Here is a 23,911-nt window from a genome sequence, read left to right as displayed (position 1 = left end):
CAAAAGCTTTCCGATCAACTCTGAGCAATAGATCGCATCATCACTCCAGGAATACCAATAATCGAAAGGCTTTCCCAAGTACGGCTGCACATCAGCCATTGTCAGATCCACGGGAATTTCCACAATGTCCGTGATTTTTCCATGATGTTGAAGAGTATCCAAAGAAATAATCGCCACGCCCTCACCAGGGTAGGCATTCAGCCATTGGTCGCCTAAGGCCTCAAATTGAACTGCTGAATGCGAGAACCTGCCGCCTGGCTCGTATTGAACCAAGCGCCCCTTGGCATCGTAGGTTTCTAAGAAAGCAATACGAACTTTAGCTTGAACATAGTTGCCGGAAAAAACGATAAGAAGTGATGTCAGAAAGATTTTAGATAGAGTTTTCACTGACGCGGTCTTAATGCATTTGAATTTTAATGGCAAGGCATCGGGCCGCGAATTAGCGAATTTATTGGGCTTTGGCTTTCTCTGTGGCTCTTTTGCCAAACGAAAGACCGTAGGCAGGTGAACGGAACTTGAGAATAGGATCGTCAGAAGACTCAATTCCCGCTGCCAGGTTGTTTGGATCGAAGTTGATCATATCGCAGGGTCCTTCGCCATTTCCCGTGGTTTTTGTGATTGTCAACGTGCCTAGCTTGATCTTTTTATGATCACCTTTCCATTCTGCACTAGGATCAGTCAGGTTGTCCCCCTCTTTTGCGAGTATCGCTTCCATATCCCAAGAGACCGGCCCCTTCTTAAGCTCACTCACCAGTCCTTCTGAGAGAAAATTCGCCGACTTGGATTTCGCTTGATCCGCCGTTAAAAAGCGATTTCCCTGCTGCGAAATAAAATTCCAGCGTGCGTATTGCGATTGGCCCTTTTTATTTGTGAACTTAAAAGCATGAAGACTGTGAAAGTCCACCGTCGTAAAGCTTTGCGGAACACCATGAGTTTCGACGAATTTGAAAAAAACTTCTGACCGTGGGTACTTCTTTTTAAAGACTGCGATCTGTTCAGGGGTTTTAACCTTTAAGAGTTCATTGAAGGCCTCAGGAGTAGACACTGCAAATGCCGGAACATTTAACATCGACATATTCGATGTGTCCCCTTTCTCCGGATGAAATTGCAAAGCCATTCCGCGAGGCATCGGAGCATTATCTGCAGAAACGGGATTTGGGCCGGGATTTGAAAATCGACCCATTACTGTCGAGGTTGGCCCTTCAAAAAGATTTGAAGAACTCAAACTCGAAGCACCCTTACTTGGTTTAAAGGTCCCCCCAAAGCAAAGCCCTTTTGCGTGATTACGTCTGAAGCCCGCATGAATGCCGCCGGACTCCATGGTGTTGATCACATCCACAGGCGTTACAGTCGCACTCGCTCCGGGTGCCGGGCCGGTTGCAAAACTTAAAACTCCTAAAGTTGTCTGAAGAAGTAATAGGGCGAGAGTCGAAACCGAATTTTTCATTGAGTCTCCAAATAAATGCTTCCCGATATTCTAAACATTCATCAGATCTGGTGAACATTTAAATTCACGTTGCTTGAGTCCGCTGAGATAAATTTTGACCTGCGACACATAAAAATGAGACTCCTATTGTGTTATTGGCCCCTAAGAAAACCTCAAACGCCTGCGACATTTCCACATCATTCCTGAAAATTTTAGATATGGTGCTAGTAAACTCGTTGCCTTTAAAAACAATTGATCGCAAAAAGAAATCCTTTTTTTGAGAGAACAAAATGAAGTCTATCTTTGCGATCGTATTAATAAGTTTTTCCGTAAGTATTCCCGCTTTGGCAGATTTTTCTGGCACATGGTCAGGCACTTTTGAGGCTCGCTGTCACGGAGATGCAATGACGTGTTGGAACTCAAATTGGTCAGGAACGACATCCATCGCGTTGAATAAAGACAAGACTCATTTAACAATCAAGATGACAGACGCAAATTTTGCGAAAGTCATGTCGGCTTCCTTTGAAATCCGCAACAAAGACGAGCTTTGGACCTGTGCCGATAACTTCACAAATAGCGATGAAAAATCCTGCAATAAAAAGTTCTGGCAGAAGGCAGGCTCGCTGCAAGAATTTCCTTCTTCCGTCATTTTTGATATGTCTATTCTTGCGCATACTGAAACAGGAGACAAATGGGCCAAGTGGAGTGGGTTTCTGGATTATAAGCGTGGCAAATTTTTCTTCACCCAGTGGGCAGGTCTCCCCTATACCTACAACCTAAACAATGGCTTCTACTTTAACGGCGAATTCATGCCTCAAGGAAAATTCATTCATACAAAATAAAAAAACCCGCATTTTCTGCGGGCTTTTTCGTTTTTAGATCTTTATAAAAAAACTAGAAGCTCTTCTTCACAACGTCGACCACATATTGCAATTCGTCGCTTGTGATATAAGCAAAGCACGGAAGATTCAAAACCGATTGAGAAATGTGGTGAGCATTTCCATTGTCGATCTTACCAGCAAGATATGGGGCTGCCCCAGATTGTTTGCTCATCGCTCCTGGATAGATGGTGCCATAACCGATGTTTGCCGCCTTCAAAGATTCGATCAGCTTCGGACGCAATCCTGGATCGATCATACCCACAGAGCAGTAACCGTTCTCTGTCACATTCGAAGCCGCGCGATAAATTTTGTAAGGAAGACCTTGAAGAGATTCCTCATAAAATTTTACAGCGTTCATACGGCTCTTAATACGAGCATCAATGTGCTTCAAAGAAAGATTCAAGAATAAAGATTCATAAGCGCCAATACGAGAGTTCCAACCGATCATACCGTGAGAATAGTGATCCGTACGGCCATGGTTGATCAACGTGCGAACATTTTTAGCGTACTCATCATTTGAAGTGAATACGGCACCCGCATCACCTGAAGCTCCCAATACTTTTGCTGGATAGAAACTTGTTGTCGCAATCAATGCAGTCCCAAGAACTGATTCACCATTGATTTCCGTTCCGAAACATTGAGCACCGTCTTCGATCAAGATAACGCCATTTTCTTGAGCGTACTTTCTGATCTCAAGAGTTTGAGGAGTCACCCAACCGTAAAGGTGAACCATCACCGCTGCTTTCGGTTTGAATTGTTCTACCGCCTTTTGAAAAGTAGCTAGATCCCAGTGACAAGCCTCACGATTTACGTCAACAGTTACAGGGTTGGCACCTACGTTTACAACGGCTTCGAAAGTCGCCCAGAAAGTCATGTCAGGAACTAGAACTTTGTCATTCTTCTCAACACCCACAGCGCGCAAGGCAATTTGGATTGCATCTGTACCATTGGCACAACCGATAGCGTGTTTAGATTTTGTATATTTCGCCAAATTGGCTTCCATCTCGCCAACGATGGGACCACCCACAAATTGGGTTTTGTCGAACAATGAAGCGACTCCGCCTAGGAATTCGTCGCGAAAACCAGGTTCAAAACGATTCAAAGTAATAAACGGAACTTGTTGAATGCTCATAATTCTCTCTCTTCATTTAGTTGTCGTTTCACTTGAAAGAATAATGCAGATTTTCTTAAGCTCAATCAATTTTTAACAGGGTCTTAGATTTTGACAGAAGGGCTGTGTGTTCATTTGCGTCGTAGCCCTAAAAATAGCTTTTTCAGAGGGAAAGTTGATGCCTCTACACAACACCTGTGACGAAAAGACATCTTCCCTTAGGAAAATCAGACAGGATTTAGGCCCGGCCCTATAAAGCTCTTTTTTCCATTCTCAGAACAAAATCCCGCCTTAAATCAGCTGAAATCTTTTCCAGTTTCTGGCCATTCCAGGAACTTCATAGATTCTCTCGGAAATTTGAGTTACCTGTACGCCTTCACTCAACAAAGGAATCCGGCCATGAAAACGGTTCAAAATATTCTTGGATTGATTGCACTTTCGATATCCCTTTCTGCACATGCCGAGTCTTCCGTAGTCTGCGACCACTCACTAAAAGCCACCTCTTCTCTTTTTCAAAATGCACTGACGAATATTTATTCTTTTGAATACGTTCATCACGCTTTAGAGCAAGTTATGCGAAATGCAGGCCCTCAAGAAGTGACCTTTTGTACATCGAGTGTGGCGGTCGATAAGAATATTTACCAATACCTGGAGCATATCGTCGCTATTGACGCTTATGTTGGAAACAACAAAGAACCTCAGTACACATTCCGTCTTCTTTTTCAAAACGCCTCCGTTCAAGCCTTTCATAATGTGGGTGGACAACCATGGATTGGACTTGATGCAAAACAAACTCAAGCAAGTTTTGATTCGTTCGTCGCGGCTCAAGAGCTTACGACTTTATCGACGGCTCAAGGCATGACTCAATCTGCTGACATCGCAAAGCTGTCACGAACATACAATCAAGATTCAACAATTATTGATGCGAATACATTCTCGACGATGCCGCTCGTTTCGGATCAAAAGAGCACAACTTACTTGGCATCTTGGTTGACTTCAAATAGCGCCAATCCTTTTGCAACACCATCGCTTACAAAAGGAGTTCTTGTACGAATTTTTAACGATGGCCATGTCGATATTGCAGAAAATATTTATGTGAAATCGGATTTGCTATTTGCCCTGGAAGATCAGCTGGAAAAACAAACGGATAATCTGCCTGCGAAAGAAGATTGGACAGACGTTTTGATGAAACTATCACTTTCAGTAACTGCGAAATAAACTTCAAAACGAAAAGGCGCTAGAACGACGCCTTTTTTAAAAAAGCTATCTATTAGGCTTTGGTATTGATGGTCTTCCCAAAACTTCGTTATATATCTCTGAATATTAACAGTGTTCACATCTTTTATATTACTTAGGGCTAAGCGCCTTAACATTTGTTATTATTGATTCTCAAAACTGCTAAACTTCCTCTCAGACCAAGAGTCCCGATGTATTTGTATTTCAGCAACTTTCTCTCGCGAGGCGAAAAGAAATGTTTAAAAATAAAAGTCTCAAATTCCGAATTTTAAGTGTCTTCATTCTCGCCTCTTTTTCATCCATTATTGTGGGAGTCATCGGCTTTTACTTCGCCAATAAAGTGATTCAGAAGTACACCTCCGTCGTAAATGACAACGTTCCGAATCTTGTGCAATTCATTCACATGAACGCCGCGCAAGTCAGAATGATTATACCAATTGCTCAATTAGTTGGTTCACCAACAACGGCCGAAGAAGCTGCAAAAGCTAAAGACGAGTTCCAACAAGCCTCCTCTGAATTTGACAAAGCCGCTAAGGTCTATGAGGGGCTACCTTTTGCTCCAGGCGAAGAAGATCTTTGGAACAAGTTTAAGCAAGAAGACTTCAAACATTTTAAAGATATTTCTTTTCAAATAATTGAGCTGTCCGCCTCTACAAATAAAGCCGATCAAACAAATCGCGATAAAATTTGGGAGACAGAATACAGCAAAGCCCGCATAGCCCTTCGTGAAACTTTCGACAAGATTATCCAAATAGAGACCGCTGACTCGCAAAACAAAGCATCAAGCGCCGCTCTACTCGAAAGGGACAAAAATCTCTGGACGATTACTGTGATACTGATTGGCATGCTCGTTTCATTAAGTGCCGGGTTTCTTATTGCTAGCTCTCTTTCAAAAGCCATCAAAAATAGCAGTGACAAATTATCTGAAGGCACTGAAAAGGTATCTTCAGCTTCGGAACAGCTTCTGGCAGCTTCACAACAACTGGCCTCAGGAGCTTCAGGCTCTGCCGCTTCTCTTGAAGAGGGTGTCGCATCCCTTGAAGAACTCTCGGGCATGGTAAAACTCAATGCTGGAAACGCAGAGCAAGCAGCCGATCTTTCTCAAAGGGGATCTCAACAAGCATCTGCCAGCATCAAGAACTTAGAAGAACTCACACAGCGCATGGCTGAGATTCAAAGTTCGTCTAAAAAGATTGAAGAAATCATTGGAGTCATTGACGACATCGCATTCCAAACAAATCTCTTAGCTCTTAACGCCGCGGTCGAGGCCGCTCGCGCGGGAGAACAAGGAAAGGGATTTGCAGTAGTTGCTGACGCCGTTCGCAATCTTGCGCAGAAAAGTTCGACGTCTGCGAAAGATATCGCAGATCTTATCAGGCAATCCGTAGAACAAGTAGAGGCCGGTGTCGACCTTGCAGAAAAAAGCAATCAATCTTTAAAAGAGCTTGGTGATGCAATCAAAAAGGTTTCAGATCTAAATCGTGAAGTTTCAACCGCCAGCCATGAACAATCAACAGGTGTGAATCAACTTTCGATTGCGATGAATAGTCTTGATAAAAACGTCCAAAGTAATGCAGCTTCTTCTGAAGAAGTTGCCGCTTCGGCCGAGACTCTGTCTTCGCAAGCTCATCAAATGGCGGATACTGTGCAGGAACTTCTTGCCATCGTTGACGGCGGGAAAGCGCAAGCAAAAGAATCTTGAACTCTGCTCTCTTCATCAAGCCTTGCAAGCTTTTATCAGTTCAGAAGCCGTCATTGATAGAATGCCGGTTTTTCTTTTTATGAATTTCATTTGAAACTTAAAGTTTTCGGACGGATAAACGTCAGATAAATTTCCCTCTTTAAGATCTTTCATAATTAAAAAATCCGGCAGGATCGCTACCCCAAGCCCCTCAAAGACCATTTCTTTATGTGCTGTCAGGTTGTTACTTGAAATCTTAATCTTCGCATCGGGGTAATCTTTGCGTAGACGCTCTAGCGTGGGGAATCGTTTCACCGACACATCGTCGATTTCGCGAGAGCCGATGAAGGATTCTAAGACATCCTTCTTTCTTCTTAGATCTTTGCGCACCACTAAATGATATCGAACTTCCTTTGTTTCAAAGATCTCTAACTGTTCTGGAAGCTCTGGGGTGTGAAAGAAGAGGCCCAGCTCTAATTGTCCTTTTATGATAGATTCAAACAGCATAGACGCCGGCCCCGAAAATACATTTGGATAAACTTTAGGATGCTTGTTCAGCAGTTTTGCAAACACGGATGCCAGATAATGGCTTGCAATCGGTTCAGAAGCCCCCAAAAACAAAGGCCCTGCACATTCTCCACTGATTTTCCCCAAGGACTGCTTCAATTCTTCGACTTCGCCAAAAATGGCCTTGCAGTGATTGAAAACCGCAACGCCACCGGAGGTCAACCTTACTTGACGCCCTACTTTTTCAAAAAGTGGAAATCCAACATCTTCTTCAAGAAGCTTCACCATGCGACTGATTGCCGGCTGCTGGATTCTTAAAACCTTAGAGGCATTGGTAAAACCCTGCTCCTTGGCGACTACGTAAAAGTATTGCAAATGGAGTAAATTCATTCATGCCTTTTTAGCATGGATTGTATTTAAATTATATATTTTTATTGAATTATATTTTCCGCTAAATTCTGCCCCATGGAGGTCTCAATGAAAACAGTCTTGCTCATAACGTCTTTCTTTTTTTCTATCACTGCCCTAGCATCTGGTCCCAGTGACAGCATTTTCGAACCCATTTCTTCAACAGCTCGAAGGATCAACCCGAGCGATTACTCTCTTACCTGCAAAATGAACACACAAACGGATGGTTCTCAAATCGGGTCCGCCCAACTGACGCTCACTCATCTAGGCAAGCAGAATGAGAGTGTGACACTTACTGCGACGCCCCTTCAGTCCTGCGACCTAGTTCATTCAAACAATATAATCCAGGTGAATTTTGCAGACTATCAAGCGACTCCTATCGACTGGAACGGAGAGGTGACAGGACAACCTTACGAAACTTGCGTTGTTTCTGCTACTTTAGCAAGTGGTGTGACGCTGACGGCTTGGTATTGGACTCCGAGGGACTCTTCTGCTTGCCAGACCGAGTAAGTACTCACTTGCCATTAAATGCACTATGGGCGCATCTAAAAGATGCGCCATAAAACACAAAGATCCCTTAGAAAAATCGCTGGCTTTGAATCTTCGTTGTCGCGCGATTTCTGATCACTTCACTGATTTTTTCAAATTTTCGACAATTGCCTTTTCCGCAGGATGCTTTCCAAACTCGGGGCGATAGACGATCGAGATCGTATCATTAAAAGCCGGAGTCTTTGGAACCCGTTCGCAGTTTTTTGCATTCAATAACGCCACCGCACGTGCTGGCACAATCCCATAGCCCAAACCTTCATTCACAAACCGTACGATCAGCTCAAGACTATCCGTATCGATGACATTAGCGGGGCGATCTTTCCATTTACGCAGTAGAGCTTGCGTCTGAAACAAAGCCAAGTTGCAAAAAACCTTATCGGTCACTTGATCTTGGACGTGAGTGCTTCGCCAAATACAAACCTCGTCCTGAGCCAATTGCCTCACTATCAAATCCGGTGAAGGAACCGCATTCACAACAATACCAACATCAATCATCCCCTGCTGAACCCCCGTTTGAATTGTTCGTGAGAGATCATGACTCAGGCGAACTTGATACGAAGGGTTTTCCTTTTGAATGGCGCGAAATGCTTTGGGTAGAAAATACGAAGCGATTGTAGGATGGCAACCAATAGTAATAAGCCTAGAGTCGCCATGGGCGCGATTGGCCCCAAGGCTATCCAATGAAGCCAGCGCTTCTCGGGCCAGCTTCAAATTCTTCTGTCCCCCTGGGGTCAGCGCAATTCCAGAACGGGATCTATAGAATAGAACCTCTCCTAAATCTTGCTCGAGTCTTTTAATTGATTCTGATAGAGCCGGCTGAGTAATTCCCAGTTTATCCGCTCCTTCGCGCATCGTTCGAGAAGTAGCGATTTCAACAAAATTCTTAAGATCAGTAATTCTAAAATCCATAGGCTTTTACCTAACAAACTAATAGGTTTATGTCAAATTGACCTATTAAATAACTAACTATAGAAATGCCTGCAGAACAAGACATCCTGAATCATTCAGGATCGCTTAAGGAGAGATTATGCGCAATCTAGCTTTTGGAATTTTAACAATACTCGTGTCACTTTCAGCTTTGGCAGATACAATCACTGCTCACTACGACTGTTCAACGACGCTTCCTTCGGGCTCTGCTGAAGTTATCGTTTTTGACAGTGGCAAAATCACTTTGCACTTCTATAACCAATCTAGAAATCAAACTTATACTGGCGTCTTGCAGGTCAACAGCAGCGAGGCAGGTCAGTTCATTGCTGCTGGCAACGTGACAGCTTATGAAATGCATCCGGTGATTCCTGTGTCCCTGTACGGAAGCACATCACTAGCTGATGAAGAGTCATTTCAACTATACGCGGGTGCCGACAGAAGAATTGAATTCGGCTATGGCAATATTCTTCATTGCAAAAAACAGTAATTTCATTTGCTCTAAATGCTAAAGTAAAAAGGCGGCTGGCAGGCCGCCTTTTTACTTTCAATTTATTGCGAGCTTAAGTTTTAACTATTATTGCGCTTCGACATTTTACAATTGCATCACCTAGAACCGAGCGATAATTTAAGAATAAGTGAAACAGTTTTCCATTCGTACTTTTATCAAAAGTCTCATCGTCGCTGGTGCAATCATCAGCGGCATTCTCTTGATCTATCTCTCTTCCCGCTTTGCTCCCCTTCGTTTGAAATTTGAAGGCAAGAAAACCGTTGCGGACCGCCTTGAGCAATACGAGGGCGCAGTGAATTCAAGACTTCTTGCCGCCTTTACCGATAGCAACTCACTTTACCCGCCCAAATCCATCGTCCTTCTTTATATTAAATCCCAGAAGACACTTTCAATGTACGCCCCCTCTGAACATGGTGGTTGGAGCTTAGTGAAAACTTACCCAGTTCTACACCAAAGCGGAAAACCTGGACCAAAATTAAAAGACGGCGACGAGCAAGTTCCCGAAGGTATCTATGGCATCGAAGGGCTTAACCCTAATAGCCAATATCACTTGGCCTTGAGACTGAACTACCCCAATCAGGATGATCTCAAATACGCAAGAGATGAAGGCCGAACAGACCTTGGCGGCGACACCATGATTCATGGCGAGGCGGGCTCCACGGGCTGCTTGTCGTTAGCTGACAGAGATATCGAAGAACTCTTCGTTTTAGCTGCAAGAACTGATTATCGCAGATGGAAGGTAATCATGGCTCCCGTTGATTTTAGACTTGGCGAAGTCCCCGCCATCTCAATGACTCACCGACCTTGGCTGCAAGATCTCTATGGTGAAATCACTAAAGAGATGTCTCAACTGCCGTAACAATCATCTTAATTTAATTAATCAGCAACCTTCACGCAATCTTCATTTGCCAAGATGGTCCCTGGAATTTTTATTCTAGGAGGCATCCAATGAAGGCTCTCACTCTTGCTGTAGTTCTTACACTTGTGTCAGCGATAAGCTTTGGATCTCCGACGAAGGGAAAATATTTTGATCGTGTGATCTTTGTGGTATTCGAGAATACCAGCTATGCTACTGCAATTCAGCAGCCTTTCTTTACAAAACTCGCAACATCAGGAGCGAATTTCACAAACTTCACGGCCTTAACACATCCCTCTCAGGGCAACTACATTGCTCTGACCTCTGGAGATACTGAAGGCGTTACAAATGACAATCAATACGATCTCAATGTCTCTAACGTTGTCGATCTTTTAGAGGCAAAAGGAATTACCTGGAAGGTTTATGCTGAGTCCTTTCCCGAGAACTGCTTTCAAGGAATGAAAAGCGGCAACTACTATCGTAAGCACAATCCATTCATGAGCTTCGTCGATATTCAAAATAATCCAGCTCGATGCTCCCATATCGTCAACGCACAAAAGTTCAGTTCAGATTTGCAGAATGGAGATTTGCCCGAATATATTTTCTATGTGCCTGATATACAAAATGACGGTCATAACACTGGCGTAACTTATGCCGATGCCTGGTATGGAAAAACATTCGGTCCCCTTCTAAATGACTCGAGACTTATGGACAATGCGATTTTGATATCTACGTTCGACGAAGGCAGTAGCGGTCCTAAAAATCAAATTTACACTTCTATTGTCGGCCCCGCTGTCAATCCAGGCAACTACGCTGACAATTTGACGACTCCAAGTTTATTGCGCCTGGTGGAAGAAAACTGGAATCTTGGTGATTTAGGTAAATTAGATGCCTCGGCAACCCCCATCACGAACATCTGGAAATAAATTGAAAAGTGCACAAAAATAAAAAGCCGCCTTTGCTTCTTATCAAAGATAACAGGATCGAAGAATCATTTTTTAGGAAGTGAAAAGATAAACATGGCGCCCGTTGCCGAGCTTTACCTTCTTTTCATTAAAGACATCGTCCGGTGAGACAATTTTGTTGGATATGAACTTGTAGCTTTTGATGTCGCCATTGTCTCCGCTTGTCACTATGAACTGTGAATCAGCTACAACAGCGACTCCATTATCCCATCCCTCAGCTTTTTGTTTTATCACCTGATTGGTCTTGATATTCCAGATGAAAAACATTTGTGATGCAGGGATAGTCATGACCACATGATCACTGTCGATCTTTCCAGCACTCAGCGTTTCACCGTTCATGAATTCCGGATCGTATCCGCTAGCATCTCGTAAATCCAATACACTGCCTTTTTTTAAATCCATTGCGTAGGCATTCGAGTGAGGCCGCGAGATGGAAGTCCCTACAACGTAGACATCTGAACTGATCCTGAGTATATGATCTGCAAAGGGCACGGGATAACGACGTATAATTTTGTTATCAGAAATATTGATTTCGACAAGCTCTCCACCACTATCAAGTTCTTTATTGTCGAAATGATGTCGAAACCGAGTCGCAATTAAAAAGCTTCTTCCGTCATCACGAAGGCGTATTTCGTGACTTTCAACGTGCCCTAGCTCGATGCTTTGTTCGTGAGTCCAGGTCTTTGTATTGTAGACTAGAACCGCGTTTAAATTCGAATCATACCGACTTGCTGAAGTGTAGAGTTTTTGCCCTGAAGGATCGAAAGCCCCGTGGCCGAAATAGCGAAAATTCTCTGGTGCCTTTAAGGATTGTAGAACCTTGCCGGTTTTCAGATCAAAAACAATGGCCCGATTTCCCCACTTCTCTACGCCAAAGATGACATTTGTATTTATCGGATGTTGCGCAAATCCGTGACAATACGCCGGAACATCAACTTTGCGTAGGGACTGATGAGCTAAATCAAGAATATGAATTTCACCATCAATAGGTTTAGAAATCTTCTTATCAAAATCGAGATAATGTTTAAGATCTTTATCGGTATGAGCTGTGACAAGATATCTTTGGAAGCTAAGATCGGATGAGGCTTCAGCGGTTTGGGAAAGAAATATTGAAGGTAAAACGAGACCTTGAGCCAACAAAAGGCCACTTCCTTGCACGAAGTTTCGCAAGAATTCTCGTCTTTCCATTTACGCTCCTGATATTCCGAGAAATTATCTCAATTATATCACGAGCATGTGGGCTCACAAGATTTCGTCGCAAAACAAGACGAACCGGCCTTTCCATTGCAAGCTTGGAAAGGTATTCCATCAATGGCGCATTACTTCTCTACGGCCAGCTTCAATTTCTCTTTCAGAATCATTCGATAATTTAGTAGGAATACTGAGAACAGAATCAACCCTACGCCCAAAAGCTGCACTCTACCGATATGTTCACCCAACAAGGCAAATGCGATCAGGGTTGCAAATGGAAGCTCCATCGACGAGATGATACTGCCCAAAGCAACACCTGTGATAGGGAACCCTTTATTTAACATGATAGGGGGTAAAATCGTTCCAAAGACGGCAACAAAAAGTCCGTAAGTCCAAAAAATTGAAAACTCAAAAGGCTTATTTTGGATAAAATCAGAACTTAAAATTTCGATCCCGAAGTAGCGAGGCCCCAACTGAGTCATAAATGCAAAAACAAGAACAACAAGGCCACCACCGAATAACATGAATTGACTGCGCTTCACTGACGGCAAGTGGGAAGCCACGCTTCCCGTCGACATCATTGTGCCACTGAAAGAAATTGCGGCAAGAATACCAAAAATAAATCCACGAATATCTAATTGAGTGCTCGCAGTATCAAGAGCATTTGTTGCCAGAACAGTTCCTACCAACACAAGAACGACTGCAATGACTTTATCTAATGTCGGCCAAGTCTTTTTGAACAAGCTTTCAAAAACCACACCGAGCCACACAGATTGCATTAATAAGACAACAGCGATAGAGGCCGCGATGTACTTCACGGAAACATAGTAAAGAACACTCGTCAGTCCCGTTGTGGTTCCTGTCACCATCAACTTCCATTTATCAGAGAATGTCGCTTTGGCAGCATTTTTGGGAAGAAACAATGCCAACAAAGAGACCACAAACGCACCAATCACGAACTGAGCCCCTGTGACTTCAGCTGTTGTATAGCCTTGCTTGTAAGAGAGCTTTACAAAGGTCGAAAGCATTCCATAGCTCGAAGAGCCGATGAGAATAAAAAGCACGCCTTTCAAAAGACTCGCCTTGGGCGCGTCAGATCTGTGTGATGAAACTTGCATTGAGTAACCGCCAAATTTTTTCTAACGAGGTAGTCAACTATTGGCGGTAGTTGGTAGAGACGTTCAACCGAATTATGAACTTATACCCTATTGTTGGGTTTCAATATAATAAAGATGCAGCCAAAAGGCAACGTCTTCAACCATTTCCACTTCATTTCTTCTCGCAATATGACGTTTTTAAAAGGAAAAAAGCGGGTCTCACCCTAAAATTTAAGCAATCAAGACTCAAATTCGCTTTGGAAGAATGGCTTCAACAGCGGCTCCATGTACGCAATAAAGGCCTGAACCTTTGGTGGCGTAAATAAATGCTTCTGATAGACAAGGTGAACCGGAGCATCATCTAAGGCCCAATCCGGCAAAACGATTTGCAAAGATTTATTCTGCAACTCTTCACGACAAGTCGAAACTGGCAAAAGAGCAACTCCAGATCCTTCCATCACTAGCGATTTGACGGAAAGAATATTATTCGCAACAAACATCGGTTTTGGTTCATAGATGTAACGACTGTTTCCAGATCTGATCTGAAATTTTTTAAGCTCGGTCTTCGGTGCAAACAAAAGACATTTGTATTTTTTAAGATCTTCGGGATGTTTCGCATCTTTCATTTTTTTTGCATAACTGGGTGAAGCCAGAAATTTGAAAACATCACGCCCTACTTTTCTTGCTCTTAAAGAAGAGTCACTAAGCTTGCCCACGCGCATGGCGACATCGATATTGTCGCCGACCAAATCCAAAAGACGATCTGTCAAAACCATCTCGACAGAAACCTTCGGGAACTTTTCTAGAAATCCCGCAAGCAACGGAGCCACAATGCTTGGGGCAAAATCACCCGGTGCGGTGATTCGTAAATTTCCTTGAGGCTCTAAGCTAGAAGCTTGCGCTAAATCCGATGCTTCTTTGATTTCGGAAAGACCGCGCGAGGCCTGATCAAAGAACTGTCTTCCCATGTCTGTGAGTTGCAGACTGCGTGTAGTCCTTTTTAGAAGTGTTGCGCCTAGGTACGTCTCTAGCTCTGAGATCTTTTTTGAGATCGTTGATTTCGTCACACCCAATTCAGATGCCGCCTTCGAGAAGCTAGAGGATTTTACCACTCTCGTGAAGATCATAACTGCATTTAAATCCAACATAACCCCTCATTGTTCGTTATAGGAAACAATGATTTCACTTTAATCTATCTAATCAAACAGTGCAATCGCCGATATATTAATTGCATAGACGATCACAAATTAACGACGTCACAACAAAGGAGAATACAATGAAGCAAAAACTAACTAACAAAACAGCTCTTATCACTGGTGGTACAAGCGGCATCGGCCTTCAAACAGCAAAACGCTTTATCAGCGAAGGTGCCCATGTCTTTATCGTTGGCAGAAGACAAACTGAACTAGACAAAGCGGCCCTCGAGCTTGGTGCTCAAGCAACCGCGATTCAAGGGGATATTTCTAAACTTCAAGACCTAGATCGTGTGATGGCTAAGATCCAAGAGTCAGGCAAACGACTTGATATTCTTTTCGCAAACGCTGGCGGCGGAAGCTTCGCCCCTTTGGGTTCAATTTCCGAAGCACAATTCGATAAAGAGTTCGACATCAACGTTAAAGGCACCGTGTTTACAGTTCAAAAAGCCCTTCCACTACTTAACGACGGATCTTCGATCATTCTTGCGGGTTCGACAGCAGCACTTCAAGGCATGCCTGCCTTCAGCACTTATGCAGCGACAAAAGCAGCAATTCGCTCGTTTGCTCGGGGTTGGTCTACAGATCTTAAAGATAGAAAAATTCGTGTGAACACAATCATGCCAGGTCTTGTTCCTACCGAGGCCTACAAAACAGAACTAGGACTTTCTACGGAACAAATCGAACAGTTTACAGCACAGATGTCACAGCAGATTCCATTGGGCCGCGCTGGCACTACAGATGAAATTGCAAAAGCCGTGACGTTCTTAGCTTCCGATGACAGCAGCTATGTGACTGGGATCGAGCTCATCGTTGATGGCGGCATGACTCAAATTTAAAAATATAACACTATTACGAGGTTTAAAATGTATAACACAATCGAAACAGTCAATCCATTCGCATCACCTGCCCTAGCAACACGCCAAGATGTTGTCGGTGGTAACTCAAAAAACGAAGAAATCATTCGCGGCCTTTATGCCGTCGCAGAAAAACAAGATGCGAAAGCGTTCGCGGATCTTTTCACTGAAGATGGACACTTCTGGGATGTCTCTGCCGGAATCAATTATTATGGCAAAGAAACTGGTAAAGTGGTCGAGATTTATGCGAAGGCATTCCCCGACATGCACCGCGAACTTTACAGCATGTGGACCGTCGGCGACATGGTCTTTGTGGAGCTTTCATTAAACGGAACTCAAAAAGGCCCCCTTGGCTTTCCCATAGGAGATCTGCCAGCGACTCATAAAAAAATGAGCACACCTTGTTTAGATATTTTTAAAATCAAAAATGGCAAAGTGGTTTCATTTCACTGTTACACAGCTGCGACTCAACTTTTAGGACAACTTGGAGTCCTTGGAAATCTAGCGGGATCACTTCAACCCCGCTAGACTCCACATCGCCACGTCTTGTTAATGCAAATTACTGCATTAACAAATCAAGGTCATACATGAAATGACCGTCAGAAATGAGAAATTTGTTGCTGGAATAATAGCGAGCGCATTTATGCACTCGCTATTATTCATTGGATTTATATTTTCAAAAAACTCAGTTCCCATGCCTGCGCAGATTTTCAGCGTTGATATTCGTAACGTGGAAGCCTCTGCGGCAGATTGACTTAAGATAGCGAAATTTATTTGCTTCCAAACTCTCCTCGCTGATATTTTTAAAAAATGACAAAATTAGGATTCATTTTATTAGGCAGTACATTTTTTTTCGTACTCAATTCTTTCTCGGCCGAAGTTAGTATCACAATGGATGATTTCAACGTCCATGAGGAAATGAAATTGACCGCCCCCGAAAGAAATGAAAAAATTCTTTCTGCACTATCAAAACATCATACTAAAGCCGCTCTTTTCGTTGTTGGAAAATATATCCAAAATGAGCAAGATAAGAAGCTTCTCAATGCATGGAGCGGCCAAGGTCACCTGATCGGCAATCACACACTCAATCACAGACCCTATAATGCGAAAGTGACTTTTCACGACGAGAAACAAGAAATCATTGCTTGTGAAGAAATTTTAGAAAAAATTCCGAACTTCGAAAAGATCTTTCGCTTCCCCATGCTTGCCGAAGGTAACACAATTGAGAAGCGAGATTTACTTCGTACATGGTTGAAAAACCGTGGCTATCAGATCGGAGCGGTCACTATCGATACGTCGGATTGGTATATTGATCAAAGACTTCGAGAAAAATTGGCAGCAGATCCAAACGCCGATCTAAAACCCTATCGCGATTATTATCTCGCCCATATCTGGGATCGAGCTCAATACTATAACGAGCTTTCCAAAAAGATTCTAGGTCGCGAAGTGAAGCACACGATTCTGGTTCATTACACTCTGCTGAATGCTCTTTTCCTCGACGATCTACTGACGATGTTTGAGTCAAAAGGCTGGAAAATAATCGATGCAAAGGAAGCATTTAAAGACCCTGTTTTTGAAAAACGACCTCAAAGCATGCCTTCTGGACAAAGTCTTATCTGGGCTTTGGCAAAGGAAACCGGCAAATATGATTCGGAACTTCGCTATCCTGGTGAGGATGATGTTTACGAAAAGCCCAAGATGGATGCCTTAGGTCTATGATTATCCTTCTACGACACGGCGAAGATCACTAACGACCTGTTGTAAGCTTTTAGACTGCTCTCTAAGTCTCTCACTTGAAGCTGCGGTTTCCTCAGCGGATGCCGCATTTGTCTGGGAAGCCTGATCAAGTTGACCGACCGCTTTTGAGATTTGGCTAACCCCTGATAGCTGTTCACTGCCCATCGATGCCACTTCTGAAGTTAATTCAGAAATTTTCCTAATCGACACTAACATATCTTTAAGAACAGTCTCATTGTTATTGGCGACTTGTGCGCCCCCCTCAATTTTAGCGACACTGTCTTTAATTAAAGCAGAAATATCCTTCGCAGAGGTCGCACTTCTTTGCGCCAATGTTCTTACTGCATCGGCAACAACCGCAAAACCTTTTCCCTGCTCGCCAGCCCGAGCCGCCTCGACGGAAGCATTCAAAGCCAGAAGATTGGTCTGAAATGCGATATCATCGATAACCGCAATAATTTCCTCCATCTTGGAAGAGCTTTTCCTGATATCGTTCATCGAACTTACAAGATGGGTCATCTCTGTTTCGCCTTGCCCCGCTGTCCTGTTCCCGTCAGAAGCAAGCTTCACAGTCGCTATGAGTGAATCATTGGTTTTCTTCACCATGCTTTCAATTTCTTCTAAAGAGGCAGATGTCTCTTCGATAGACGCCGCAGTCTCGGTATTGGCACTAGCAAGACGGTTGCTGGCTGTAGAAATCTCTACAACGGCCTCATCGATACTAGAAGATACGGCTTCAATGGACATTGAAATTGCCGTGAGCTTCTTGGAAATCCGACCTAACATAAAGGAAGCCGCAAGAAGAACAACCAATGTAACGCCGATTGCAATCATAAAGCCGGTATTCATAGTCTTATGAATCGCCTCGATACTTTCCTGACTTGTTTTTTCAAGTTTCTTATCAAAATTTGCAGTCAGCTTATTCAGAGATTCCGTTACTGGACGATCTTTCCCTTTCAAAGCCATATCCGCAGCTTGGTAATTATGATCGTTTTCCCGTAGGAAATTCTTTTTGGCCTCTTGATACTGATTGTACAAATTCGCTTCCGCAGAAAGAAAGTCTTCTGTCAAAGCGCGATCAGCAGGATCCGTTAAACGAGATTGAAGGTCTTGAGTCATTGAGCGTACTTCAAGGCTTTTGTCGGTAAGCTCTTTAGAGTATTTTGCGAAACTCTCTTGGTCTTTTCCGCGAATTAGAACGTCTTTCCACGCCTGCACTTCGCTTTTAAAAACAAAAGAAATTTTGCCAACATCACGCATTTTTTGTGCACGATTCACAAGATTATTAACGACGTGTTCATTTTGAATAGCTGTAAGAATCAATACAACGCTAAAAACGCCACCAACAGATAGCGCTGTAATTAAAGTTAAAAGTAAAATCTTTGCGCGCAGATTAAGGCTCAACGTTGACGTACTCATGAAGTTCTCGATCTCGGTTTGAAATAACAATCAACTGGTCGGGACTTCCATCTTAAACTTAAGATCCTTTAATCAATCGCGCCTTAAAGCCAGACTTTTGGCCACGTATTTTTTCAAAGAGCTTGGTAAGATAAACTCTCTTCCTCGATGGACTTTAAGAACTGATCTATTTCTGCCTGACGAGGTTTAGCTAAGTCCTTACAAGGATCTAAGACGCACTTTGCCGCCATTGTTTTTGCGAAGCTTTTTAAAGTTCCCACTCCTGGCTTTAATGTCGAGTTCATGTGATTTTGTTCCTCTGTCACAGCCATAATGCGTGCGACACCGATGGAACCCAAGAAATCCAATACATCAGCATCATGAAAAGCTTCAGCAGGTTTCGATGTTGGCAATGGCCCATAATAAGTGTGACCTAAAATCATGTCTTTAACTTGAGGCCATTTCTGCATCGGAAAGCCCCAGGTCGGAAGCAATGGCTCGATGACTTGCACCGAGCGCACAGCATGATCGACGTCTTCTTTATAAAATGGAGGAAGCCCTCCTACATCATGCAGGAAAGCAGATACGAATAGCACTTCTTCATCAATTTCAATATTTGAAAGCTTTGCTAACTTTAAGGTCATTTGATAATCACGTTCTGAATGAGCCATTCCCCAGGACGGATGCACGACATATTGCTGAGCAAAAGCATACACCTTTTGTTTCCACGGAGTATTTACTGGAATACCTGTCGCTGTTGTAGACGCTGGAGATGTCGCCGCGATGAGCTCAGCATGCGCAAAAGCCGACAAGAATACAAAACTAAAAAGAATCATTGTTTTCATAGGACACCTGCCTTGAGTGAACAATTATCTCAATATAAACCCACTTACGAGATTGATAATTCAAAGGTCAAAATCTGACCCACAGGGGATATAAAAAAGCCTGCTCACTTTGAACAGGCTTCCATTTAAAATTCAGAAAATCTAAATTTATTGATTCGTTACAGTGAAATTCAGGTGTGCGCTTACGGGAGATTGATCATCGCTGTTACGATCCTGCTCGTACCCATCAACTCGCATAGTTGCCGTCGCAGAGAACATTTTATCAGTCGGAATATTACCACAATATAATGGGCAATCCGTTTTTAGTGAAGCCGTACCTGCGGGAATCAAACTGTCAACCGGCGTCGCCTCTGGCCACCATTGCTGACTTAATGCAGATAAAGCATCACCAGCAATTACACACGTGTACGGCGAAGATGAGCCCGGCACAGTCAAAGAAACTTTGATCTGAGCAATATACATATCTTTGCTGCTACTTTTCGTGAATGTGATATTCGGAATTCTAAAGTAAGCCGCAGGAATATCTGCTTTAGGAGCGGAAGAGCCTGCTTGCTTTCGAGCTAAGCAGCTCGATGCACTGGCCGGAATAACCAAAGCTTCTTTAGTACTAGATGTGACATTTAAAGATGCATATACGTTAGCTGAGAAAACAGATGCCAAAATAAGAACAAGTGATTTCATTTAGTATCCTCCGTGAAGTTAAAGTGTTCAGGCGTTCACTGTCTCAGGCAAATAAAAATGGGACATGACTCATCGCAAAGCCACATGATGCATTGTTTGTGGCTCACTTTGAGCTTCGTCGGGCATAAAATACATGACTAAAGGCCTTCCATTCGCTTATAGAGCGCCCAGAGCAGGAATGACACCTGCATCACAATCGGTATGATAAAGCTGCTCTTAGGATTGGTCCTTCTTTATAGCTCATGTTCTTGGGCTGATAGCCTGCCGGTAACCTTTGATGATTTACGCCCACGCCTTTTGCTTCAGGCTCGGCAGGATTTCTTTGAAGTCGAATCGAACCCAGAAATTGCGATGCCCGACAAGGATCAGCAGATTGCTTTGACACTTTCCGAATACCATCAAAAGGGTCTTTATAAGGATCATCTTTATCGTGTCTCTATCGCAAATTCGTTTAATACCTATGCGAACGATCCACAAAGTCCTAACACAGTTTATGGTATCACCGTTGAAGAGCTGGATCAGAATCTTCAGCCCACAGGCAACTCTATCGATTTAGGAGCAAAGGCTGCCCCGCAAATCGTCGTCGCAAACTTCGCACAGATCAGAGATCCACTTTCACAAAATCCAAGTCTAATCATTCGTGAGGCAAAAGTGGGTGATCAATTGATAAACTCCCTGCCCGTCACTCTTAACAATCAAACGATCCCAGCCAATACCACTTTTGATGTGATCAAAGTTTTCAAAGAGCATATTCCATACACATGGACTCATAGATACACCTTAACGCTTCGAGAAATTCATTCGAAGAAGCTCTATACTTTGACAGACTCTGGATTAGCTCCACAACCTCTTTGGGCGCATTTAATTGCTCCGCAAAATCGCCGAGTTATTAAGTACAAGGCTATTGAGATTCACTACTGAGCACCTCAATAAGACAAAAAATCCTAGCCGAATCCTAACAATTCTTGACAGCAATTTCAGGTAAGAATGTTTCTCTCAAAAAGGAACTCTGCATGAAACGTCTGTTTGTTGTATTCGGCCTATTTTTAAGCACCAACGCATTTGCACAAAATATCTCACAACCTAACTGCCCGGCTCAAATCATTCACTGGGACAGCGATGGGCATTCACCATGGCTTGACCATGCCGAGTGCGCCGGCCCTATCAATGCGGCGCCCTCTGGCTCATCTCAGATTGTTGAAGCTTCCACAGACTTCGCTGGCGGCGTAGGCTACGCGACTTTCACATGCAAAGACGGCTCTTGGATCATCGATATTTACTTTAACTCTCAAGAAAGCGGACAAAGCACCGGCAACTGCGCTGATTAACGCACTGGTTTTTCTTGAAAGTGCGCCTTATAAGGAGGTTTAATTCTAACATGAAGAATTACATCCTCCTTGGTCTTTTGATAAGTCTTGTGACGGCTTGTTCAGTCTCGACAAAGAAAGCACAATCCGTTCCCTCGAACCAATCTTATCTTGCCCCCGAGCCTTCCGCCGAAAGTGCAAAAGAAGTCCCCATCGGGCCACCTATTATGGACACAGGATTGATTCAAAGTAGTTCTCAAGCTACTGTCATCGGAAATGCGGCAGCGGCTGCGCTCTATGGAGCCGTTGAAGGAATCGCCAAAGTCATAAGTAACAGCGATACTAAATCCGCTCATTATATCTCCGGAACATGCTATTACGGTGAAGAAGAAAAGCAGTTTGCCACATCACCTTGTTCGCGCGTGACCGTGAGACTATTAGATATCGCATCAGAAAAAGAACTCGCAAAAATTTTGACCACTGAAACCGGAAGTTTTAAATTTTACGTTCCGTCAAATAAATCATATCGCCTGCAAGTTGTCGATCGACGGGGTCGAAGTGCCTATTTGAAACAACAAGTTTCTAGGGCCGAAACTGTTTCTATTTACTTAAAGCCATAACCAGGCATACTAATCGTATGACTGTAATTACAAATATTTTCGTAGCCGTCGTCGCTTTATTGCATATCTACTTTTTGATCTTAGAGATGTTCCTTTGGACAAAGCCCAAAGGCCTTAAGGTTTTCGGACAGTCTCTTGCGAAGGCACAAGCCTCTGCTGTGTTGGCTGCGAATCAAGGACTGTACAATGGCTTTCTTGCCGCGGGACTGATCTGGGGACTTGTTCACCCTCTTCCTGAGTTTGCTTTTCAGATCAAAGCGTTCTTTCTTGGATGTGTCATCGTAGCAGGCCTTTACGGAGCCTACAGTGTGAGTAAAAAGATTCTTTTTGTGCAAGCTGTTCCTGCAGCCATCGCTATGATCCTTTTATTGATGGACTAAGTGAATCAGTACTCACTTGCCACAATCTCACATCGACTTCAGTAATGACTTCAAAAATGTATCTGGTGCAATCAAAGTATTAAACCGCTCGTAGGCTGGAAGCCCTTGAAGATCCTGCCACAAATTATTCGTTTGAATTTGAGTTGATGGAGGTAAATCTTTGCTTTCCGCGAAGACACTGCGAATGCCGGAATCGACGTCGATCAATCGCACTTTTCCTTTCGCTAAATTCGCGCCGAAGGCCGCACCTGCAGACGCCAGAGACAAATCAATGCGAATCATGTTATTCCAACCTCCGAACGCTTTTGTCATGAAGACTCTGTCTGGGTCGCGACCAAAAGTATTTGAAAGCATCTGATAGCCTTTTTCACTTAAGAATGCTGCGGTTGCGGCAGCTTTAGCAGAACTTCCTTCTTTCACAAGTCTGTACGAAAAATAGCTCGTCATCCAAAAATGATAAAGCTTGCCGTTATCGCAAGAGCTTTTAACTTCGCTAGGAAGACTGAATGTATGGCCATACTTTTCAAGAGCCATTGAATCTAACATGGGCGTCGTGGCAGAAATATATCCCAGCGCCACAATATTTTGCCAGCGTTGATCTGTAGAGTATTCAAACTGCCATAGCCTACCAGGAAGATTCGGTCCCCCAGTGGATATAAATCCTAATACATCCATGGCTTTTGCTTCTGCGACCTCCTGACTGTCACCGGTTTGCACAAATGACTTTTGCAAAACAGAGAAAAGATTGTCGTTAGAAGAAAGGTTATTTTCAAGAGCCCATGTTACGATTTTCTTCGCTGCGACCTTCAGTCCTTCCGTATATTTTGAACCAAGAAATACGTTTTCATAAAGCTCTGGCAGCATGAAGTTCGTGATATTGTTCGAAGCGATAACCGGCTGTGCCCAAGTGTAGATTTTCTCTAAATTACCTGCACATTCTTGAAGAGAATTTAATTGCGTCAACCCACAAACTGCCATGTACTTGGCGCGAACGTATTTTCCCAAGGCCTTATCTGTCAGCTCTGGGCTGGCTTTTAATTTTTTGAATTCTGTCAATGTCAGTCTATCACCTGTAGAGTGCTCTCCCTTAGTGGCCATAAGAAAATCAAAGTCCTCCAACTTCAGACCTGAGGCTTCCGGCAAAAGAGCTCGCACTTCTTTATTAGGAATTTGATTTAAGACCATTCCATCCGGGAAAATATATTTATCCATGTTCTCGCGGAAAACTTTGGGCGATGAAAAAAGACTATTTCGATCAGCAATACTTAAAGTCGCAGGATCTAAGAAATGTTCTTTGATATCGTAAGCAAGAAGAATATCTCGCCCACCCCCCATGTTTTGTTCGCAGAGGTCTTTCACGGGTTGCCTCAACAAGGCCGCTTGTTGCGCCGAGGCCGCCCACACCAGGCTCGTACTACAAAGGGTCAAAAACAGAAGACAAATTTTTTCCATATGACTTTGAAAATGCAAGGGAAGTGCCCGTCTCAATTTGAGAAAGTCTTCCTGAGGAATTGCTTGGTTGTTTTAGGAACAAGAGAATGTGCAAGCTG

26 protein-coding genes and 1 riboswitch are annotated in these 23,911 nt (G+C 43.4%); of the genes, 14 read left to right on the top strand and 12 right to left on the bottom strand.

Annotated elements, in window-relative coordinates:
* Both VF412_RS06695 and VF412_RS06690 read right to left on the bottom strand, forming a co-directional pair.
* Positions 1 to 387 (bottom strand): YiiX/YebB-like N1pC/P60 family cysteine hydrolase (locus tag VF412_RS06695; RefSeq protein WP_331338447.1); only part of this gene is annotated, 387 nt, incomplete at its 3' end.
* A gap of 61 nt (positions 388 to 448) precedes the next feature.
* Positions 449 to 1,447: a catalase family peroxidase gene (locus VF412_RS06690; protein WP_331338446.1), complete on the bottom strand. Its 999-nt coding sequence runs from the start codon at positions 1,445 to 1,447 to the stop codon at positions 449 to 451.
* Between the two features lie 269 nt (positions 1,448 to 1,716).
* Between VF412_RS06690 and VF412_RS06685 the strand changes: the two genes are divergently transcribed.
* Complete coding sequence (locus VF412_RS06685; protein WP_331338445.1) at positions 1,717 to 2,268, top strand: hypothetical protein; 552 nt, start codon at positions 1,717 to 1,719, stop codon at positions 2,266 to 2,268.
* A 52-nt stretch (positions 2,269 to 2,320) separates the two neighbouring features.
* On the opposite strand, the gene VF412_RS06680 is transcribed toward VF412_RS06685, so the two are convergent.
* Entirely contained in the window at positions 2,321 to 3,439 is a 1,119-nt protein-coding gene (locus VF412_RS06680) for a DegT/DnrJ/EryC1/StrS family aminotransferase (RefSeq protein ID WP_331338444.1), read from the bottom strand.
* 378 nt (positions 3,440 to 3,817) lie between these two features.
* On the opposite strand from VF412_RS06680, the gene VF412_RS06675 reads away from it, so the two are divergent.
* A complete protein-coding gene (locus VF412_RS06675) occupies positions 3,818 to 4,636 on the top strand; it encodes a hypothetical protein (RefSeq protein ID WP_331338443.1) in 819 nt (272 codons plus the stop codon).
* A gap of 253 nt (positions 4,637 to 4,889) precedes the next feature.
* On the top strand, positions 4,890 to 6,356 hold the full coding sequence (locus VF412_RS06670; RefSeq protein ID WP_331338442.1) for a HAMP domain-containing methyl-accepting chemotaxis protein: 1,467 nt from the start codon (positions 4,890 to 4,892) through the stop codon (positions 6,354 to 6,356).
* Positions 6,357 to 6,371: 15 nt separating this feature from the next.
* Here the strand turns inward: VF412_RS06670 and VF412_RS06665 are convergent, their stop codons facing one another.
* Positions 6,372 to 7,232 (bottom strand): LysR family transcriptional regulator, encoded by an 861-nt coding sequence (locus VF412_RS06665; RefSeq protein ID WP_331338441.1) that lies wholly within the window; start codon positions 7,230 to 7,232, stop codon positions 6,372 to 6,374.
* An 87-nt stretch (positions 7,233 to 7,319) separates the two neighbouring features.
* Here VF412_RS06665 and VF412_RS06660 point away from each other — a divergent pair, with 87 nt between their 5' ends.
* Positions 7,320 to 7,760 carry a hypothetical protein gene (locus VF412_RS06660; protein ID WP_331338440.1) on the top strand — a complete coding sequence of 147 codons (441 nt, stop codon included), beginning with the start codon at positions 7,320 to 7,322 and terminating at the stop codon, positions 7,758 to 7,760.
* A gap of 114 nt (positions 7,761 to 7,874) precedes the next feature.
* On the opposite strand, the gene VF412_RS06655 is transcribed toward VF412_RS06660, so the two are convergent.
* A complete protein-coding gene (locus tag VF412_RS06655; RefSeq protein ID WP_331338439.1) occupies positions 7,875 to 8,708 on the bottom strand; it encodes a LysR family transcriptional regulator in 834 nt (277 codons plus the stop codon).
* 118 nt (positions 8,709 to 8,826) lie between these two features.
* Between VF412_RS06655 and VF412_RS06650 the strand changes: the two genes are divergently transcribed.
* The 3 genes from VF412_RS06650 to VF412_RS06640 all read left to right on the top strand — a co-directional run bounded on the left by VF412_RS06650 (position 8,827) and on the right by VF412_RS06640 (position 11,016).
* Positions 8,827 to 9,213, top strand: a complete 387-nt coding sequence (locus VF412_RS06650; RefSeq protein WP_331338438.1) for a hypothetical protein — start codon at positions 8,827 to 8,829, stop codon at positions 9,211 to 9,213.
* A 148-nt stretch (positions 9,214 to 9,361) separates the two neighbouring features.
* Complete coding sequence (locus tag VF412_RS06645; protein ID WP_331338437.1) at positions 9,362 to 10,093, top strand: L,D-transpeptidase family protein; 732 nt, start codon at positions 9,362 to 9,364, stop codon at positions 10,091 to 10,093.
* A gap of 89 nt (positions 10,094 to 10,182) precedes the next feature.
* Positions 10,183 to 11,016: an alkaline phosphatase family protein gene (locus tag VF412_RS06640; protein ID WP_331338436.1), complete on the top strand. Its 834-nt coding sequence runs from the start codon at positions 10,183 to 10,185 to the stop codon at positions 11,014 to 11,016.
* Positions 11,017 to 11,088: 72 nt separating this feature from the next.
* Here the strand turns inward: VF412_RS06640 and VF412_RS06635 are convergent, their stop codons facing one another.
* The 3 genes from VF412_RS06635 to VF412_RS06625 form a co-directional block, all read right to left on the bottom strand.
* On the bottom strand, positions 11,089 to 12,243 hold the full coding sequence (locus VF412_RS06635; RefSeq protein ID WP_331338435.1) for a DUF1513 domain-containing protein: 1,155 nt from the start codon (positions 12,241 to 12,243) through the stop codon (positions 11,089 to 11,091).
* Between the two features lie 131 nt (positions 12,244 to 12,374).
* Complete coding sequence (locus VF412_RS06630) at positions 12,375 to 13,364, bottom strand: DMT family transporter (protein ID WP_331338434.1); 990 nt, start codon at positions 13,362 to 13,364, stop codon at positions 12,375 to 12,377.
* A gap of 10 nt (positions 13,365 to 13,374) precedes the next feature.
* Positions 13,375 to 13,472, bottom strand: a riboswitch (purine riboswitch).
* A gap of 110 nt (positions 13,473 to 13,582) precedes the next feature.
* A complete protein-coding gene (locus VF412_RS06625; protein ID WP_331338433.1) occupies positions 13,583 to 14,491 on the bottom strand; it encodes a LysR family transcriptional regulator in 909 nt (302 codons plus the stop codon).
* Positions 14,492 to 14,619: 128 nt separating this feature from the next.
* Here VF412_RS06625 and VF412_RS06620 point away from each other — a divergent pair, with 128 nt between their 5' ends.
* From VF412_RS06620 to VF412_RS06610, 3 genes are all read left to right on the top strand, one after another.
* Entirely contained in the window at positions 14,620 to 15,375 is a 756-nt protein-coding gene (locus VF412_RS06620; RefSeq protein WP_331338432.1) for an SDR family oxidoreductase, read from the top strand.
* A gap of 27 nt (positions 15,376 to 15,402) precedes the next feature.
* Entirely contained in the window at positions 15,403 to 15,921 is a 519-nt protein-coding gene (locus VF412_RS06615) for a nuclear transport factor 2 family protein (protein WP_331338431.1), read from the top strand.
* A gap of 282 nt (positions 15,922 to 16,203) precedes the next feature.
* Positions 16,204 to 17,112, top strand: a complete 909-nt coding sequence (locus VF412_RS06610) for a polysaccharide deacetylase family protein (protein WP_331338430.1) — start codon at positions 16,204 to 16,206, stop codon at positions 17,110 to 17,112.
* Here VF412_RS06610 and VF412_RS06605 read toward each other — a convergent pair whose 3' ends face one another.
* The 3 genes from VF412_RS06605 to VF412_RS06595 all read right to left on the bottom strand — a co-directional run bounded on the left by VF412_RS06605 (position 17,113) and on the right by VF412_RS06595 (position 20,054).
* Entirely contained in the window at positions 17,113 to 18,549 is a 1,437-nt protein-coding gene (locus VF412_RS06605; protein WP_331338429.1) for a methyl-accepting chemotaxis protein, read from the bottom strand.
* Positions 18,550 to 18,662: 113 nt separating this feature from the next.
* On the bottom strand, positions 18,663 to 19,373 hold the full coding sequence (locus VF412_RS06600; RefSeq protein WP_331338428.1) for an HD domain-containing protein: 711 nt from the start codon (positions 19,371 to 19,373) through the stop codon (positions 18,663 to 18,665).
* A gap of 147 nt (positions 19,374 to 19,520) precedes the next feature.
* A complete protein-coding gene (locus VF412_RS06595; RefSeq protein WP_331338427.1) occupies positions 19,521 to 20,054 on the bottom strand; it encodes a hypothetical protein in 534 nt (177 codons plus the stop codon).
* Positions 20,055 to 20,255: 201 nt separating this feature from the next.
* On the opposite strand from VF412_RS06595, the gene VF412_RS06590 reads away from it, so the two are divergent.
* The 4 genes from VF412_RS06590 (at position 20,256) to VF412_RS06575 (ending at position 22,361) form a co-directional block, all read left to right on the top strand.
* The gene (locus VF412_RS06590; protein WP_331338426.1) at positions 20,256 to 20,975 is read left to right on the top strand and encodes a hypothetical protein; all 720 of its coding nucleotides are present in this window, start codon (positions 20,256 to 20,258) and stop codon (positions 20,973 to 20,975) included.
* 92 nt (positions 20,976 to 21,067) lie between these two features.
* Positions 21,068 to 21,382, top strand: coding sequence for a hypothetical protein (locus tag VF412_RS06585; RefSeq protein ID WP_331338425.1), 315 nt, complete (start codon positions 21,068 to 21,070; stop codon positions 21,380 to 21,382).
* 50 nt (positions 21,383 to 21,432) lie between these two features.
* Positions 21,433 to 21,981: a hypothetical protein gene (locus tag VF412_RS06580; RefSeq protein ID WP_331338424.1), complete on the top strand. Its 549-nt coding sequence runs from the start codon at positions 21,433 to 21,435 to the stop codon at positions 21,979 to 21,981.
* Positions 21,982 to 21,998: 17 nt separating this feature from the next.
* Positions 21,999 to 22,361 carry a DUF1304 domain-containing protein gene (locus VF412_RS06575; RefSeq protein WP_331338423.1) on the top strand — a complete coding sequence of 121 codons (363 nt, stop codon included), beginning with the start codon at positions 21,999 to 22,001 and terminating at the stop codon, positions 22,359 to 22,361.
* Positions 22,362 to 22,388: 27 nt separating this feature from the next.
* Here the strand turns inward: VF412_RS06575 and VF412_RS06570 are convergent, their stop codons facing one another.
* A complete protein-coding gene (locus VF412_RS06570) occupies positions 22,389 to 23,720 on the bottom strand; it encodes a hypothetical protein (RefSeq protein ID WP_331338422.1) in 1,332 nt (443 codons plus the stop codon).
* Positions 23,721 to 23,911 lie beyond the last annotated feature (191 nt).

This window comes from Bdellovibrio sp. (assembly GCF_036384735.1).
Taxonomy (GTDB): Bacteria; Bdellovibrionota; Bdellovibrionia; order Bdellovibrionales; family Bdellovibrionaceae; genus Bdellovibrio.
This window is presented reverse-complemented; position numbering and strand designations above follow the sequence as displayed.